A 14242-nucleotide genomic window follows, 5' to 3' on the forward strand; every position below is an offset into this window, starting at 1 on the left:
ATGGGAGCATACGCGGAACTCGACTCACTCATCGCGTTAGAGTTTCGTGCGCGAGGCTTTTCGCTGCGCCACAATCAACCGGTCCGCAGTCTTCTCTTTGGTCGCCGCACCTCGCATGTTCGTGGCCGCGGTCTGGACTTTGAAGAGCTTCGCAACTACGTGGCAGGCGACGATGTTCGCTCCATCGATTGGCATGTCACAGCACGCACGCAGAAGCCCTATGTCCGTGTGTATTCGGAAGAACGGGATCGTCCCACGCTGGTTCTGGTAGATCAACGCATCAATATGTTTTTTGGTAGCAGTCGAAGCATGAAGTCTGTTGTGGCTGCGGAAGTGGCTGCACTGCTAGCGTGGCGTGTCTTTTCCCAGGGCGATCGCATTGGTGCATATATTTTCAACGACACCGGAAGCGAGCAGGTTCCCATGCGACGCAGCCGCGCTACTGTGCTGCGCATATTGGATCGCGTTGTCACACTCAACCGGCAATTACACAGTGGTCAAACTCAGCCCTCAGCCCCCGAAAAGCTGAACGAGGTCCTGGAGAAGACGGCACGCCTATGCCCGCGTGATGCGCTGATTCTTATCGCCAGCGATTTCGATGGTGCGGATACCAGCACACGCGAACTTCTGCTTCATCTTTCTCAGTCGAACGATGTGGTTTGCTGCCTCGTTTACGATCCCCTTGCGCTCGCTTCCACCATCCACGGCCGTTTCGTCGTTTCGAATGCAACTTTGCAGATCGAACTCCATCTGGAAAAACAGAATGTGCGCGATGATCTTCACGCAGCACTGGAAGCGCGTTTGAACGAGGTTTTGTCGTGGCAGCATGAGCTGAACATCCCAATTCTTCCGCTCTCAACAAGCGAAGACGTATCACAACAAGTTCGCCATCTGCTGGGGCATGTCGCCACACATCGGAGGCGGCTATGAACGCTCCGTTGGAACGACTGCATGGCTTCCATCAACCACCACCACCTTCGTGGCGGCCACAAACGGTGGGATCTTATGTCGCCCTTTCTATGCTCGCGATTTTATTGATTGCGTTGGCCGCATTCCTCTGGCATCGCTGGAGAAGAAATCGCTATCGTCGTGAGGCGTTACACGAGCTTGCACACACGGACGTGGGCGATATCTCAGAATTGCTGAAACGCACGGCGCTATCCGCATGGCCGCGCGCAGAAGTCGCATCATTGACAGGGCCAGCATGGCTGGCGTTCCTAAATGGGTCCGCCAGGCAAGCGTCTTTCGACCGTTCAATTGTAGACCAGCTCGAGGCAACGGCCTTCTCGTCTTCGAAGCCGTCTCAAGAAGCCGAGTCGTCAATACGGAGTGCCGCTTCTCTTTGGATAACGCACCATACGGCGCCGCGAAAGGGGGAGAAGCATGTATCGGCTTGAACATCCGTGGCTACTTGCGATTCTCCCCCTCCCTCTCATCCTGTATTGGTTGCTGCCACCCTATCGTGAGGAACAGGATTCGCTTCGGATTACCTTCTTTGATTACGTGGCTTCCTCTCTCCAACTGACACCGCAACATCAAGCTGTGATCTTGCGAACCAACTGGTTGGAAAAGATTGTTAGCGTGGTCAGTTGGAGCCTGATCGTTGTGGCTCTTGCGCGGCCACAGTACATAGAGCCGCCCATTCAGAAGACTGAACCGGGGCGCGATCTGATGCTGGCGCTCGACATCTCGCAATCGATGGAAACACCCGACTTCCGCACGCCCGATGGAACACGGATGCGCCGCGTGGATGCAGTGAAGCAAGTGGTGGCAGATTTTATCCGTCGAAGAAAGCACGACCAGATTGGATTGATCGTCTTCGGACAATCAGCATATCCGGTTACTCCTTTCACTCTGGATCATGAAGCATGCGAACAGATGCTGGCTCAGATTGATGCCGGCATGGCGGGGCCGCAAACCATGATTGGCGATGCCATCGGTCTCGCGATCAAACAGTTCAACGCGAGCGACGCAAAGCAACGCGTTCTGATCCTGCTGACCGACGGCAACGATACGGGAAGCCGCATGCCACCGCGACGTGCGGCGGAGATTGCAAAAGAGAATCACATTGTGATCCATGCGGTTGGGCTCGGTGATCCACACGCAACCGGCGAAGACAAGATGGATTATGCGGTTTTAGCGCAGATTGCGAGCTCTACGGGCGGCAAGGTATTCCATGGGGAGAACCGCGCCGAGTTAGAGAGTGCCTATCGCGAGCTGGACAGAATCACACCGCAAAACTTCAAGACGCTAAGCTATCAACCACGCCGTGAACTAGCAATGATTCCCATCGGCACGGCTCTTCTGCTCACGGTGGGATACAACGTGCTGATGCTCCTCATCGGAATTGGCATGAGTTTGTGGCATCGTCGCGCGCAGAAGCCCTTGGACACGCAGACGGCGGAGATCGCCATGCTGAAGGTACGCCTATGAGCCTGCGCGAATGGTGGCAGCTACTTCACTTTCTACGACCTCATTGGCTCTGGATGATGCTGGCTATCCCGATCTTTTATGCTTCCCTCTTCATACGAGAGAACGCTCGCCGGCCGTGGCAGGGACTGATTGAACCTGCTCTTCTGGATCACCTGATAGTCCCACGCAAACATCGGTGGCGTTTTCGTCCAGTGCATCTACTATCGCTACTGATCGCAATTGGATCGCTCGCAGCCGCAGGACCAACCTGGCGGCGTGAACAACCTCCCTTTGCAGAAGACAAAGCACCGCTTGTCATTGCACTTGATCTGTCGACGACCATGAACGCCGTTGACCTTAATCCGACGCGACTGGAGCGCGTGAAGTTAAAGTTGCGCGACCTGATTCATCGGCGCGATGGTGGACGCACGGCATTATTCGCTTATGCCGAAAATGCATACATGGTGCTTCCCTTCACCACGGACGAATCGTTGTTTGATATCTATCTGGACACGCTAAAGACCAACCTGATGCCTCGCCAAGGCAAGGATTCTGCAGGGGCGTTGCATGCGATTGAAAAGTTTCTGAAAGACGAAACCGTCCCCGGCACAATCCTTTTTGTTACCGATGGCATTGAACCGAGCGCAATGGCTTCCTTTCAGCAGTTCACAACAAAGCAGGACCAACCTAATGAAATTCTGGTTCTGGGTGTAGGTACTTCCGAGGGAGGGCCGGTCCAGGATGGACCTTCTCATTTCCTGGAAGATCGCAGTGGACGACGTGTGTTCTCGAAACTGGATGTTGCTGCTCTGCGCGCATTAAGCCGCGATGGCATCGATGCCAGTACATTAACTCCCGATGACGATGACATCCAATGGATTCAACATCACACACAGCACCACATGGAGATGTTAGAAGAGAAAGACACACGCACCCGATGGATTGATGAGGGTTATCTGTTAGCTATACCTCTTGCTGTATTGAGTGCCTTCTGGTTTCGCAAAGGCTGGACGATCCGTTGGACCGTAGCGCTTCTCGCATTTGCTCTACTGCTGCCATCCTCTGCTTTCGCGATGGAAGAGAACGAGACGTCGTCGCACTTCTCGTGGATGAACATCTGGATGACGCCCGATCAGCAGGGTCGTTATTACTTTCAAAAACAGGATTACAAAAAGGCAGCAGAGCGATTTGAAGATCCTATGTGGCGTGGCCTCGCTCTGGCGCGTTTGGGAGATTACGACGCGGCACTGAATGCCTTTGCGCTAAGCGATAGCGCTGAAGCCTGGTTCAATCAGGGAGACGCGTTGGCGCACAGCGGCAAATACCCCGCAGCAGTCGAAGCGTTTCGTCAGGCATTGCTGCGACGTCCTGATTGGCAAGAAGCGAAAGACAATCTGGCGCTTGTACAGTCGTTGATTCCCAAGCCTAAAGAGCAGAAGAAAGAGGACAAGGAACAATCAGAAGAGGCGCCGAATCTGCCTCCGGATCAGGTTCGCTTTGACGACAAAGGAAAGCAAGGAAAGAAGGCGCGCACCAGTATCAAGCCTGTGACCACCGCGGATATATGGATGCGCAACATTCAAACCTCACCCGCTGATTTTCTTCGGCGCCGGTTTGCCATGCAGGATGCGAAGGAGCGCCATCCGTGAAGCGCTTCCTCCCAATCATCTTCCTATGCACGACCTTGCATGTGGCCGCCCAATCGCCTGTGGTGCGCGCTCACCTTGAACCGTCACAGAACATCATGGTTGGGCAGCCGGTGAAGTTAATCGTTTCTGTCTTTGTCCCGAACTACTTTACCGGAGCGCCAGATTTTCCCGAGTTTGAGATGGAGAATGCGGTGGTGGTTATGCCGCAGGATCGACCTGAGAATTCAAACACGCAGATTGGTGATGCGAAGTATTTCGGAATCACACAAACGTATGTGATTTATCCGGAGCAGACAGGCGATTTTCATCTGCCTACCATCAAGCTGTCCGTCCCCTATGCGAAGACGCCACCTCAGACCACGACCGCACAAGTTGTGGTTCCCAGTCTCAGCTTTCGCGCAGATGTCCCTGCTGCCGCTCGTGATCTCTCTTACTTTCTACCGACAACTCAACTCACCATCGCGGAGAAGTGGTCGCCTTCTTTGAAGAAGGTTAGGGCCGGCGACACTGTCGAGCGCACCGTTACGATCACCGCTTCCAAGACGCAGGCCATGTTGATTCCTCCACTGCAGTTTTCAGCACCAGATGGTCTTCGCATTTACGGCAGTGAACCCGTCGTACGCGAACAAAAGACACCGCGTGGCGACTTCATCTATGGGCAACGTGTCGAAACGGCCAAATACTACGTTGAAAAGCCGGGCGGTTATACGTTACCTGCGATCGAGCTGCAGTGGTGGAATCTCAATACACATCGTTTGGCCACAGCATCACTGCCAGCCATATCGTTCCAGGCTGCCGCTAATCCCAGCCTGATCGCAGAGCTACCGCCACCACAGCCAAACGCACAGACCATGCAAGCACCGACAAAGAAGGCGGCCATCCACTGGCGGCGGAATGCATTGATCACGTTGCAAGGAATTCTCTGCCTCGCAGTCATCTTCCTCTGTTACCTGGTGGTTCGAACCTTAGCGCCTCATGCAATTGCGCTACGGAAGAAACAACAGCAGTCCGAAGGAGCCTACTTCCACCGGCTGATTCATGCGGCAAAGAAAGACGATGCACAGTTGAGCTACGGGTGTCTCTTGCAATGGTTTGTACGCGTATATCCCAATCAGTCCTTCAGTGATGTCGTGGCCTTACATATCACACCAGATTTACAGGCACAGATTTCGGAACTGACCGGTTCACTGTATGCGGAGACAGGTTCATCGCAATGGACAGGACGATCCTTCGCAAAGGAGCTTCGACAGTTTCGCGCGACAGCCGTTGCCCGGAAAACGCGAGCACAGACACATGGCTCTTTGGTTGGACTGAATCCATAGAGACGATATTGATCGACCTAAAATGTCGCACTTTATCATCCATTTTCGAAACACAACTGTCATTTAAGAGAGCTTCATGACCTGGCGTGGTCCCGTCTGGATGCCTGTCAACATGATGCTGATGCGAGCATTGCATCAGTTCTATCTCTACTACTGTGACGACTTCAAGATCGAATGCCCGACGGGTAGCGGACACATGGTAACGCTGTTTGAAGTGGCGGGAGAGTTGTCGAAAACGACTATCAAGCATTGTGCTTCGAAATGAGGCGGGCAAACGTGCGGTGTTCGGCGGTGAAGACTATTTCAACAATGATCCTCACTGGCGCGATCTGGTGCGGTTTTACGAGTACTTCCATGGCGACAACGGTGCTGGCATTGGAGCGAGCCACCAGACGGGTTGAACCGGCCTGATAGCGTGGCTGATCCAACTCCATGGTGTCTCCGCAAGCGCCGTACTCCAATCCACTTCAGCGCAGGAAGCCCTGGGAAAGGTGATTTGAAGAAATAGGTGCAAGCCGTAATGCGCAATGGTTACATCATCAAGCCGAAGTCAGGCCTGAGGCCACCCCGTCAGGAATAGACGCCCATATTTCAGTGCCGCGGCCTTTCATGGAATGGACCCTGAATTCGCCGTTCAGCAGCTTCACCCTTTCCGTCATACTGATCAAGCCGAGTCCGGCCTTGGCAATTCCTGTGTCGAATCCGCAGCCCGCGTCCTGAATGGACATGTAGTAGGTTGAACCAAGCTTCGTGACTACAACACACGCTTTCTCCGTGTTCGCATGATGGAGCGCATTGTTCAGTGCCTCCTGCGCTATGCGGTAGAGGCAGAGTGCAATATCTTCTGATACGGATTCGGCGAAGTCATCGATATGCAAATCGACATGAAAGACAGGACGCTCGAAGTCTCTGCACATTGCCCTCATCGCGGGTGCCAGACCAAGGTGTTGCAACTTATAGGAATGAAGATTGTGCGACATCTCATGCAGGTCCGTGCAGAGAGCGTCGAGTTCATCGTGAATATGCTTTAGCTGCCCTGAACAGGTGTCTGGTAGCAGTAAAGAATCATCTGTCAGTGAAGCAATCTGACTCGTCACCAATGAAAGCCGCTGCCCGATATCATCGTGCAGTTCACGCGAAAGACGCTTCCGTTCATCTTCCTGCGAACGAAGCAATTGAGCTGTAAGCACACGGATCTGGTGCTTCCGCTGTTCGATTTCTCGTTCCCTTGTCTCAATGCCAGACGCTGTCTTCAACGCGACAAGCTGTCGACTTCCAAGGCCATCCATGGTTGTCACAGCAACATGCGCATGCAGCGGAGACCCATCTTTGCGAGTTAGCAACTGGTCCTGGGGATCACCTAAAGAATGATCGCTTCCCTTCTTGCGCATCGCGGCACCTGAATGCCATGCGGCGAGCTGGCTGTATTGCATGGCTGCCAGTTCCTGCTGTGAATAGCCCAGAGCTGTTTGGAAGTGCGGGTTTGCTGAAAGAATTTTCCCGGAAGCATCCAGCATAGCCAGCGGAAACGGAACGGACGCGAGCAGCAATTCTTCGGTGTAGGTCGACGAATGAACCATTTCAACAGACCGGCGCGCCTGCTCCGCGTTAACCATAAGGTCAAGCAATAGATTGGCCTGGGCCGCGAAGTCTTGAGAACATGCGATCTCCTGGTGACGGGAAGCAAGGATGAGAACCGTCTGGCCAAACCCGTCCTGACTGTGTGGGAAAACAGTCATCGAGTTGATGGGAGCACACTGAACGTTCTCAGTGGAAACGGGCGCAGTTTCTTTACGCTGCCAGTATGCTGGAATGCTCTGGCCCACCTTTTCCAGAAGTCCTGGAAAACCATTCAGGCTGCCATGTAAGAAGCGCAGAAGAACAGACTTTGGCGAGGAAGGATGTACCGGCTCAAGGCGGCCCCCATCCAGAAGATGTAACCATGCTACGTATTCACAGTGATGGAGGCGCGCGAATGCATCGATGCCCTTGCGAACTGGGTCATATGCATCCTGGCTATAAAGCGGTGAGCGATTGGCCAGCTTGTTAAACCCATGGTCTGTTTGCTTCAGTGACCCTGGAACAAACGATCGATGATTGGGATGTACCTTCGCAGACTTGTCCATAAGATCCTCGATTTCGCTCACACGTCATGTCGACGCGTAACCCGGGGGGATTGAGTCGGAGGACTTCAGATCATTCAGATTCTCAGCTATCACCAGATGCAAAAGGCACTGTGGATTACGGACACTTACGATCGTTCCATTGCTTCCAGACAGATGCGCTCGCGAATAGCCTACACGAAGTACTTAGCATTTGTGCGTGAAATCAAAAGGATAACTACCTGTCAAAGAAGACAGGTAAGGTGATATGTCAGCGGTCTATGAAAATCAGTAACATATCACTATTTACTGTTCGATATGGAACAGTAAAATTGCCCTCGGGAAGCGTACTGTAGCGCCTGAACTAAGTCACTACTGATTTTCTTCTTCAGGACATATCCGTCTCCAATTATTCTGGCGATGGATATATAGTCTTCATCCTGTATTAGTGTTAGAAAAATAATTTTCGTAAGACATCCCGCATCTTGTATAGCTCGCGCTACCATCAAGCCGTCCATGCGAGGCATGGATATATCCAGGATGGCAAAATCGGGGCGGAGACGAAGTACTTGATCGAGAGCTTCTAACCCATCGCCGGCCGTTGCCACGATGTCGTAGGCGTCAGACAACATAGTGCATACGCGCGAGGTCACGCTTGCGTCATCGTCCGCACACACCAATGTCGCTCGATGCAAAACTTCTTGCACGCTATACAGCCTCCGCATCCTCATCCTGCTGGGACGGAACTTCGTCCGCAACTGTGCACAAATACAGTCCGCGAACTGTGAATCACAGGGACCGACCGAGGAATGTTTTTAGGGAACGTAGTGAAGCATATCGGATTCTGACACGGCTCGAAAGGGTTATGTGTCACCGTCGCGACTTTCGACGGCTTCGTCGGTTGCATGGCGATCTTTTCCCGCCTCGTGCTGTTGAGGAGTCTTAAAAATCCAGGTCCAGGCCAGTGCAATGGCCGATAGCGCAACCAGGAGCGACGCCCAGATAAACGACACATAATCACCAAGCACGCCGACACCGGGCACCCCTGGCTGCGTATTGCGGAGCGCCGGCAGACCGAAAATCAACGAGATGGATAACGAAAGAGGAAGCAGGTCAAACTGCATACCTGGGCGCGTTGCCTTAATCGCCATAGCTGTAATGCTGACGGCCAGGCCCATCATCGTAATCATGATCACCAAGGACGAGAAGATGACATTGTTCGCACGACGCGCGGAAATTTCGGTACGCGTCAGCTTATCCGCATCGTCATGCGTTATGGATCCTTTGAATTTGAATTGCGGAATAGACGCGCTCACTCTCTCCAGAACCGGTACAGGAATATCTTTTTCCAGATCGCCTGCACTCACCACAAGCCCTCCTGGCTCTATTGGATCCGATAGCACGTCCGGGCCGCCGAACGGTATTTTTACGGGCGCGCGTGCCGCCTTTTCGCTCACCAGAACATCGAGGTCTGCGTGGTATACGTCGAAGGGATATTTATTGCTATCTCCCACAAGACTGACAGCCGCATCAATTGGCTCGATTCGCTCTCCTTTTGGGAAGCGGATTGTCTGCTGACCAGTTACGGAATTCAGCAGCAGCGTCAAATCCTGTGCGGGCCGGTTACGATCAATCGCGAATTTCCCCCTTGGAATCAGGCGAATGCGTTCATAGAGCAACGCCTTCACGGGATCGATATCCGTGACATGAACGTCCATCTGCACATAATCCTCGGATGATGCTGCTTCCGTCAGCGTTATCGATCTCCGACTCTCCTCTGTGTGGCTCGACCAGAGCGAAAGGAGGTACAACGCGCCCAGTGCCAGCAAAACAATGGCCCGCGTTGTTCTGCTGATCCAATATCGATGTGCTTTCTCAATTTTCGGGCCAGGTGATGTTGGATTGTTCTTCGACATCAGAAGGCCTCGCCCAGACTGACATAGGCTGCATGGCTGTTATCACCCCATGCGTAGTCGGCTCGGAGATTGATGTGGTTATGTTTGGCGAGGACAAACCGCAGACCAAACCCTCCCCCCGGTTCCGCATGTGAATTGCCAAAGCCACTCCAGTCATGCGCAACGGCCCCCGCTCCAGCAAATGCCGTGGCTCCGAGCCTCCAGAACAACTCTCTGCGGAATTCCATCTGCCCTACCAACATGCGGTCATCGCGAAACTCTCCAACCTGGTAGCCGCGAAGGTCTTTGGACATGCCCAGCAGGCACACATCGTAGAACGGTGCTCCCTCCGTCACCATGCAGGCAGAAGCACGGATGGCAAGGACGTTCTTCGGTCCCAGAGGAAGATACTTGTCATACGCTAGCGTCAGATTCTGATACGTTCGCGCGCCCCCCAGTTGCGGCGCATAGAAATCTGCGAGTACGTCGAACAATGAGCCCTTCTTGGGATAAAACGAGCTATCGCTGGAGTCACGCTGCAATCGGATTCCCAACGCCGCCGTTCGAAGATCGATCGTAGACGGCAGCGGAACGGGAAGTTTGCTGGGATCCAACTTGGGTGAATTCAAGCCAGCAGTGCTGCTAATGATGTGATAACGCGGTCCCAAATACCAGTCTCGATAAACGCGCATCTTCGGCTCTAAAAGGAAGGCTTTCGATGTCTGCGTGAGCGGAATACTCTTGCTGCCACTATCGGCCCCAATACCGAAGAAGTTGTAATTGAATTTGCCACCGCCTAATGCAACCAACGTTCGATATTTATCGTTGCGGAGGTGGATCTGCCCGCCAACACCGGCGAACCAACTTCCAGTTTCAGTGATAAAACCTGCGGCCCCAAATGCTGATGGCGGTGATTCCGCACTCCCATCCAGATCGACGGCGTAAATGACACCAAGGCCGCCTCCATTCCCGATGGAAGGATTTACCAAAGGAATTGGAGCAATCGCGAATTCACCACGATGCTTTTTCTTCTTTTGATCCTTCTTCTTTGAATCGTAAGCACCCAGACCAAGACTTGCTCCTCTGCTCTCTGTACCTTCATCGGCATCCACATTCGTTCCAAAGAGAATTGGTGAACCTTTGCTCTCAGATGGAGGAGGCGTCACGGGAGCGGCATTCTGCGCGCTTAACACGCGAGAAAGCAACACTATCGCCAGGACGAGTCCAGAACGAATTCCTGCCATAGAGGGCGTCCCCTTTCTGATGGATCTCGGGATGTGTTCGCACGAGCGATAAAGGCGGGGCTGCTTTCTGCCACGGCACCCTGTCAACGTATCGGCGCACACTGCTACATGCCACTGGCAGATTTGCCAGACATCGCCGCTCTCCTCACCGGAAGGACCACCCCACAGTCAACGAAGTGCCGAGATTGTTCGCGGGTGCTGTCACTGTAGGCTGGTTATCGTAGTTATCGTAGAAACTGCCGCGAACATAGAAGTCTTTATAAAACTTCACATACACATCTTCGTTCAGTGTCATTCTCAGTCGGCCAGCCTGCGAGATGCTTGGGTAGAGCCAGATTGTGGTATCAAAGTCTGTTGAATCGAAGCGAAAGGTGGAATACTGAACGGCCCACGCGGTATCAACGCTATTGGAACGAGAATTCGTTTCCTCTATGGAATTCTGTTCAATCGTGTAGGCGACGCCGCCGATAAAGATGAGTTCCGTCTTGTTCGTCTTGATTCCCTGGAACGCAATCGCTCCTCCTACAGAGGTTCGCAAATTGATCTTCTGAGCTGAACTGGAGAGAAAATTAGCAATCGCACCATTTGCCCATCGTGATTGCCTGATCTGAGAAAAATACTCCGTCTTAATATCTGTTTCGCGAGTATTGTTTGTCTCTAACTGGCTGGTGAACTGCGTGCTCATCGTCGCTCCCAGGATATGCTTCACTGTTTGTGAGGCCAGACTTCCCTGTAAGGTCACCTGAGTCTGTGAATTGGATTGGGAAAAACTCATACCCAGATCTACATTGCCACGCAGCCTTCGAAAAAAATTCGGATTCGTCTCTTCAATGCTGACCACCAGATTGTGAGGTATGGCAGCCGATACAGGGCCCTCGACTTGAAGAACAGAATCAACGGCATCCTGATGGATCGTCCCGCTAAATGTTTTTGTATTGGTATCAATGACAACGAACGATTGCTGCGATTGAATTTTTGCAATGCTCTTCCAATCCAAAACAACAGTGGAACTTGCATTGGGCTGCTTAATAGTCAGCTGCCCCTTTTCAAGGGAGCGAATTTCGCATGTGATAACGTCGCCGTTCTTCAACGTAATCGTGTCTGTACTCAGCCTGTTCCCAGCAAAGGCAGGGACTGCCATCATAATGATGACGAGGATCAGCCAAATCCAGCAGAAGCAGTATCTCGCATTCCACTCCCTATACTCCTTTGGCACAACACGATACTGCAGTCCACCGCTCCTGAGAACATTAAGTAGCACTGCTCCCTCCTATAGGATTCGGCGGCCCACGATCACGCAGGTTGCTACGCGTGTAGCAGCATCACATTGGAATTTCAATCTAGTCGCCACTGCCAGTTCTTACAGGTGCATCTCTCATCGTGGGTGCTATGCTCGGTGGTCAAGTAACGAGCAGTTCTATTGTGGGTTGGGAAGAACGGGGTGTTCCTCGTGAGACTTCTTATTCTCATCATGCATATGGATCGCATGAGATTGAGAGCCAGCCCGGTTTCCTCTGACGTGTCTTGCAGGACAACGAACGCGGAATGATTTTGAGGTGGGAGAAAGGAGTACACCGTGAATCGGCCTGGTGTTCTAATTGCAGACGACCATATCCTCATCGCGGAAGCCCTACGAGCGCTTCTGGAACCGGAATATCAAGTTTTGGACCTTGTGCATGACGGCAAGAAACTACTGTCACGTGCTGTGGAATTGAAGCCGGAGATTGTGATCCTTGACCTTGGCATGCCTTTGCTGAACGGGATTGACGCTGGTCAACAACTGAAAAAGATTCTGCCGCGAACCAAGTTTGTTGTCGTCACCATGAATGAAGATCCAGATGTAGCTTCGGTTGCTCTACACAACTGGGCCTCGGGCTATCTTCTGAAGAAATCTGCGGGCACAGAATTAAAGCGTGCACTTGGCACGATCTTGCGTGGAAAAACGTACGTTACACCTTCCATTGCACAGCCACTCATGGATGAATTCATTCGCAATCCGAAGCCGGCCAAAGATAAAGAACTGACGCCGCGCCAACGCGAGGTTCTTCAACTTCTTGCCGAGGGACGTTCTATGAAAGAAGCCGCTGCAGTTCTCGATGTAGCAGTACGTACGATTGCATTTCACAAATACAAAATCATGGAAGAGTTCGGCCTGAAGAGTAACGCTGAATTAGTGCGCTTTGCCCTTCATGAACGCCTGGTCGCGGAGGATCCGCGTTTTTCTTGAATCACAGAAAGCTCTTACTTAGCTCTCTGTGTCTGCTCTTGATTCTCAGCCTGGACATTTTTCTTCGGGCCGCTCGCCGATCCCGCTGACCTGCAAGTTTTGACAGTATTGCTGCAAAGAAGTATCCCGATAGTGTTTGAGCACAAGAGGAGTTCGCTTCCGAGGAAGCAAATGGAGAGAGGCCCGTACATGAAAACATATCGCGCGCTACTGTTACTCATTCTTGGCACGGCGCTTCCCGCGTTTGCCCAAAACAAAATCGACGACCGACTCGGAAACTCAGCCGAAGTGCTGCGCCAGATGATCGCACACCCGGATTCCATCCCCAAGACCTACCTGGATCGATCCGTGTGCGTGCTTATCTTTCCTGCGGTAAAGAAAGTAGGCGTAGGTCTTGGCGTTACCTACGGTCGTGGTGTACTCGTCTGCAGAACCGGAACGGACATGAAAGGGCCCTGGTCTGCCCCCGCCATGTACAAGCTCGATGTAGGCAGTCTTGGCTTACAGCTTGGCCGCTCGGAGACGGACTACGTCATGCTTCTTGAAAACAAGAAGAGCGCTCTCAAATTGCTCACCGGCAAGCTGAAGCTGGGTGCCGATGCGAGCGCAGTTGCGGGCCCAAGCGGTGCCAAGGCCGTGGGAGCAAATGACACAAACTTCGATGTTCTGACATACACCCGCGCCAAAGGTGGCCTCTTCGCCGGCGCCTCTCTCGGTAGCGCATCAATGGTGACCGACGACGACGCGAACAAGGCCGTGTATGGCAAGGACATCACAGCAACAGAAATCGTTCGCGAAGGGGGCGCAACTGTCACACCCGCAGGTAAATCCCTCATCAAAGTCTTGACCACGGCTTCGCCCAGCAGCCACTAAACCTACAACGCATGCAGCGCCAGTGAGGCGGGACGAAAGTCCAACCCACTGGCGCTTTCCTTGTGCCCACGACTCTGGCTCTTCCTTATGCCCCGTATAAAAACGTCTGGCTTGTGCGTGATTCCAGCCAGATGTCTATGCGTGTTTGCAACACCATTCCCTTTGATGCGATACTTGACCTCTCGCCCACCGACCAAAGTAGCGAGCGCCGGGATGGCGGAACTGGCAGACGCAGCGGACTCAAAATCCGCCGAGGGCAACCTCGTGGGGGTTCGACCCCCCCTCCCGGCACCATAGAAAACAAAGCACTTATACGAAATTGGCCCCTCGCTAGCGAGAGGCCAAAATTGTTTAGGTGGCTGTTTTTGTAGCTGGCCGTTTTAGGAAGCGGGCTTGTAGGAGGAACTTCTTCAGATTGTGGGAAACTAAATCGCCGACCAGCGGTTGCACATCGAACGACCGTCGAAGCGTGACGCGGTTCAAGGCTGCCTTTGGGCTTTAGTGCTTCGCAAGACGGG

General features: G+C 52.9%; 14 protein-coding genes and 1 tRNA gene. 9 read left to right on the forward strand and 6 right to left on the reverse strand.

All coding sequences use genetic code 11. The annotated features are described in order from the left end of the window. From M504_RS05915 to M504_RS22260, 6 genes are all read left to right on the forward strand, one after another. Positions 1–930 carry a DUF58 domain-containing protein gene (locus M504_RS05915; RefSeq protein ID WP_047489013.1) on the forward strand — a complete coding sequence of 310 codons (930 nt, stop codon included), beginning with the start codon at positions 1–3 and terminating at the stop codon, positions 928–930. Then, positions 927–1397: a DUF4381 domain-containing protein gene (locus M504_RS22705; protein ID WP_084214145.1), complete on the forward strand. Its 471-nt coding sequence runs from the start codon at positions 927–929 to the stop codon at positions 1395–1397. The genes M504_RS05915 and M504_RS22705 overlap by 4 nt, the downstream gene beginning before the upstream one ends. Then, positions 1384–2433, forward strand: coding sequence for a VWA domain-containing protein (locus M504_RS05925; RefSeq protein WP_052200460.1), 1050 nt, complete (start codon positions 1384–1386; stop codon positions 2431–2433). Before M504_RS22705 ends, M504_RS05925 begins: the two co-directional genes overlap by 14 nt. Then, on the forward strand, positions 2430–4061 hold the full coding sequence (locus M504_RS05930; RefSeq protein WP_047489018.1) for a VWA domain-containing protein: 1632 nt from the start codon (positions 2430–2432) through the stop codon (positions 4059–4061). The genes M504_RS05925 and M504_RS05930 overlap by 4 nt, the downstream gene beginning before the upstream one ends. Then, positions 4058–5383 (forward strand): BatD family protein, encoded by a 1326-nt coding sequence (locus tag M504_RS05935; protein WP_047489021.1) that lies wholly within the window; start codon positions 4058–4060, stop codon positions 5381–5383. Before M504_RS05930 ends, M504_RS05935 begins: the two co-directional genes overlap by 4 nt. Before the next feature lie 76 nt (positions 5384–5459). Next, a complete protein-coding gene (locus M504_RS22260) occupies positions 5460–5648 on the forward strand; it encodes a hypothetical protein (protein WP_047489024.1) in 189 nt (62 codons plus the stop codon). Here M504_RS22260 and M504_RS22265 read toward each other — a convergent pair. From M504_RS22265 to M504_RS05965, 6 genes are all read right to left on the reverse strand, one after another. Then, the gene (locus M504_RS22265) at positions 5626–5817 is read right to left on the reverse strand and encodes a hypothetical protein (RefSeq protein ID WP_198137535.1); all 192 of its coding nucleotides are present in this window, start codon (positions 5815–5817) and stop codon (positions 5626–5628) included. The genes M504_RS22260 and M504_RS22265 overlap by 23 nt on opposite strands. A 105-nt stretch (positions 5818–5922) precedes the next feature. Then, the gene (locus M504_RS05945; protein WP_047489027.1) at positions 5923–7509 is read right to left on the reverse strand and encodes an ATP-binding protein; all 1587 of its coding nucleotides are present in this window, start codon (positions 7507–7509) and stop codon (positions 5923–5925) included. Positions 7510–7787: 278 nt separating this feature from the next. After that, positions 7788–8216 (reverse strand): response regulator, encoded by a 429-nt coding sequence (locus tag M504_RS22710; RefSeq protein WP_084214147.1) that lies wholly within the window; start codon positions 8214–8216, stop codon positions 7788–7790. A gap of 132 nt (positions 8217–8348) precedes the next feature. Beyond that, positions 8349–9401 carry a DUF4436 family protein gene (locus tag M504_RS05955; protein WP_047489030.1) on the reverse strand — a complete coding sequence of 351 codons (1053 nt, stop codon included), beginning with the start codon at positions 9399–9401 and terminating at the stop codon, positions 8349–8351. Then, on the reverse strand, positions 9401–10624 hold the full coding sequence (locus M504_RS05960; protein WP_047489033.1) for a BamA/TamA family outer membrane protein: 1224 nt from the start codon (positions 10622–10624) through the stop codon (positions 9401–9403). The genes M504_RS05955 and M504_RS05960 overlap by 1 nt, the downstream gene beginning before the upstream one ends. Positions 10625–10769: 145 nt before the next feature. Next, positions 10770–11714, reverse strand: coding sequence for a DUF481 domain-containing protein (locus M504_RS05965; RefSeq protein WP_232296174.1), 945 nt, complete (start codon positions 11712–11714; stop codon positions 10770–10772). Positions 11715–12200: 486 nt separating this feature from the next. Here M504_RS05965 and M504_RS05970 point away from each other — a divergent pair, with 486 nt between their 5' ends. The 3 genes from M504_RS05970 (at position 12201) to M504_RS05985 (ending at position 14018) form a co-directional block, all read left to right on the forward strand. Further along, positions 12201–12851 (forward strand): response regulator transcription factor, encoded by a 651-nt coding sequence (locus M504_RS05970; protein ID WP_047489039.1) that lies wholly within the window; start codon positions 12201–12203, stop codon positions 12849–12851. A 189-nt stretch (positions 12852–13040) separates the two neighbouring features. Continuing rightward, the gene (locus M504_RS05975) at positions 13041–13724 is read left to right on the forward strand and encodes a lipid-binding SYLF domain-containing protein (RefSeq protein WP_047489042.1); all 684 of its coding nucleotides are present in this window, start codon (positions 13041–13043) and stop codon (positions 13722–13724) included. A 207-nt stretch (positions 13725–13931) separates the two neighbouring features. Next, positions 13932–14018, forward strand: a tRNA-Leu gene (locus M504_RS05985). The last annotated feature ends 224 nt before the right edge of the window (positions 14019–14242 follow it).

This window comes from Terriglobus sp. TAA 43, from assembly GCF_000800015.1.
Classification (GTDB): Bacteria; Acidobacteriota; Terriglobia; order Terriglobales; family Acidobacteriaceae; genus Terriglobus.

Excerpts from the sequence above, each read along its gene's own strand:
- M504_RS22265 (WP_198137535.1), bottom strand. The coding sequence starts at position 5,817 with ATGGAGTTGGATCAGCCACGCTATCAGGCCGGTTCAACCCGTCTGGTG.
- M504_RS05975 (WP_047489042.1), top strand. The coding sequence starts at position 13,041 with ATGAAAACATATCGCGCGCTACTGTTACTCATTCTTGGCACGGCGCTT.
- M504_RS05945 (WP_047489027.1), bottom strand. The coding sequence starts at position 7,509 with ATGGACAAGTCTGCGAAGGTACATCCCAATCATCGATCGTTTGTTCCA.
- M504_RS22260 (WP_047489024.1), top strand. The coding sequence starts at position 5,460 with ATGACCTGGCGTGGTCCCGTCTGGATGCCTGTCAACATGATGCTGATG.
- M504_RS05955 (WP_047489030.1), bottom strand. The coding sequence starts at position 9,401 with ATGTCGAAGAACAATCCAACATCACCTGGCCCGAAAATTGAGAAAGCA.
- M504_RS05960 (WP_047489033.1), bottom strand. The coding sequence starts at position 10,624 with ATGGCAGGAATTCGTTCTGGACTCGTCCTGGCGATAGTGTTGCTTTCT.
- M504_RS22705 (WP_084214145.1), top strand. The coding sequence starts at position 927 with ATGAACGCTCCGTTGGAACGACTGCATGGCTTCCATCAACCACCACCA.
- M504_RS05915 (WP_047489013.1), top strand. The coding sequence starts at position 1 with ATGGGAGCATACGCGGAACTCGACTCACTCATCGCGTTAGAGTTTCGT.
- M504_RS22710 (WP_084214147.1), bottom strand. The coding sequence starts at position 8,216 with ATGAGGATGCGGAGGCTGTATAGCGTGCAAGAAGTTTTGCATCGAGCG.
- M504_RS05930 (WP_047489018.1), top strand. The coding sequence starts at position 2,430 with ATGAGCCTGCGCGAATGGTGGCAGCTACTTCACTTTCTACGACCTCAT.
- M504_RS05925 (WP_052200460.1), top strand. The coding sequence starts at position 1,384 with ATGTATCGGCTTGAACATCCGTGGCTACTTGCGATTCTCCCCCTCCCT.